We start from the raw sequence: 1242 nt of genomic DNA, 5'->3' as shown, positions 1-1242 counted from the left end.
CTTCCCCGCCCAGGAGCAGGACGAGCGGTATCCGCTCATCGCCTGCAACGGGCATCCCAAGGACCGGCGCCTGGATCTGAAACAGGTCCAGGCAGGTCTCGCGGTGTCCGCCGACGGCGGCATCCCGGTGCATTCCCGGGTTTTCGACGGCGCCGCGGCCGAGGTGAGCCAGGTCGTCGGAGCGATGAACGACCTCAAAGCGATGGCCGGCACCAATACCTTCTTGATGGTCGCCGACTCCAAACTGGTGTCCTATTCCAACATCACCTCCCTGCTTCAGTCCGGGGTGGAGTTCATCGCGCCCGTCCCGGCCGCACAGATCAAGGACGAGTTATACGCGGCCCTGGACCCTGAGCGGGCCGAGCCCGTCGACTGGGTTCCGTGGCGGGACGAGGGGAAACCGGAGACGGAACGGGAGACCTACCGGGTCCTGGAGGACACCCACACGCTGACCGGCCGCCGAAAGAGCGACCCGCAGCTGACCGTCCGCCGGATCCTGGTCCACTCCACCGCTGTCGCGGCCGGCCAGCAGGCGGCCCGCGCCAGACGACTGGCCAAGGCTGCCGAAGACCTCGACAAGCTCACCACCTCGGCGGGCGGACGGCACTACAAGACCCGGGAGAAGATCATCGCCCGGATCGGCGTCATCGCGGCCAAGCGCCGTGTGACCTCCTGCCTGCGCTGGCAAATCACCGCCGACGAGCGCGGCACCCTGGGCCTCACCTGGCACTTCGACCAGAACGCGCTGGAAGCCGAAGCAGCCGTTGACGGCTGGTGGGCGCTGGTGACCAACGTCCCGGTCGAAAAGGCCGGACCCGCCCATGTGCTGATCCATTACAAGGGCCAGGGCACCGTTGAACGGCGTTACCACGACTTCAAGGGCCCCCTCGCGGTCGCACCGGTCTTTGTTCAGCACAACCGGCGCGTCGCCGCGCTCGTCCAGGTCATCTGCCTGGCCCTGCTCGTCTTCTGCCTGATCGAGCGCCAGATCAGACGCGCTCTGGGCCCCGACGAGACCATGGCCGGCCTCTACCCGGACAACCGACGGGTCCGCCCCACCGGCCGCATGATCCTCTACCACCTCGGTGAACTCACCCTGCGGATCGGTAACGTCACCGACCCGCCAACCGTCCAGATCAACCGCGGCGTCCAACTCCACCTCCTCGACCTCCTCGACACCGACATCGGACAAACTCGCTGGCCACAGACCTGAAACGGTCACCCGCGAAGTACGGGTCTAGA

At 66.9% G+C, this 1242-nt stretch carries 1 protein-coding gene; it reads left to right on the top strand.

Going from position 1 to position 1242, the window contains the following annotated elements; translation table 11 throughout:
• Positions 1-1213: IS1634 family transposase (locus tag ABZ883_RS43125; RefSeq protein WP_360917796.1), on the top strand; the 1213-nt coding region annotated here is incomplete at its 5' end.
• Between the last annotated feature and the right edge of the window lie 29 nt (positions 1214-1242).

Source organism: Streptomyces sp. NPDC046977 (assembly GCF_040644455.1).
Taxonomy (GTDB): domain Bacteria; phylum Actinomycetota; class Actinomycetes; order Streptomycetales; family Streptomycetaceae; genus Actinacidiphila.
The sequence above is the reverse complement of the archived record's forward strand: the minus strand, read 5'-3'. Positions and strand labels throughout refer to the sequence as shown.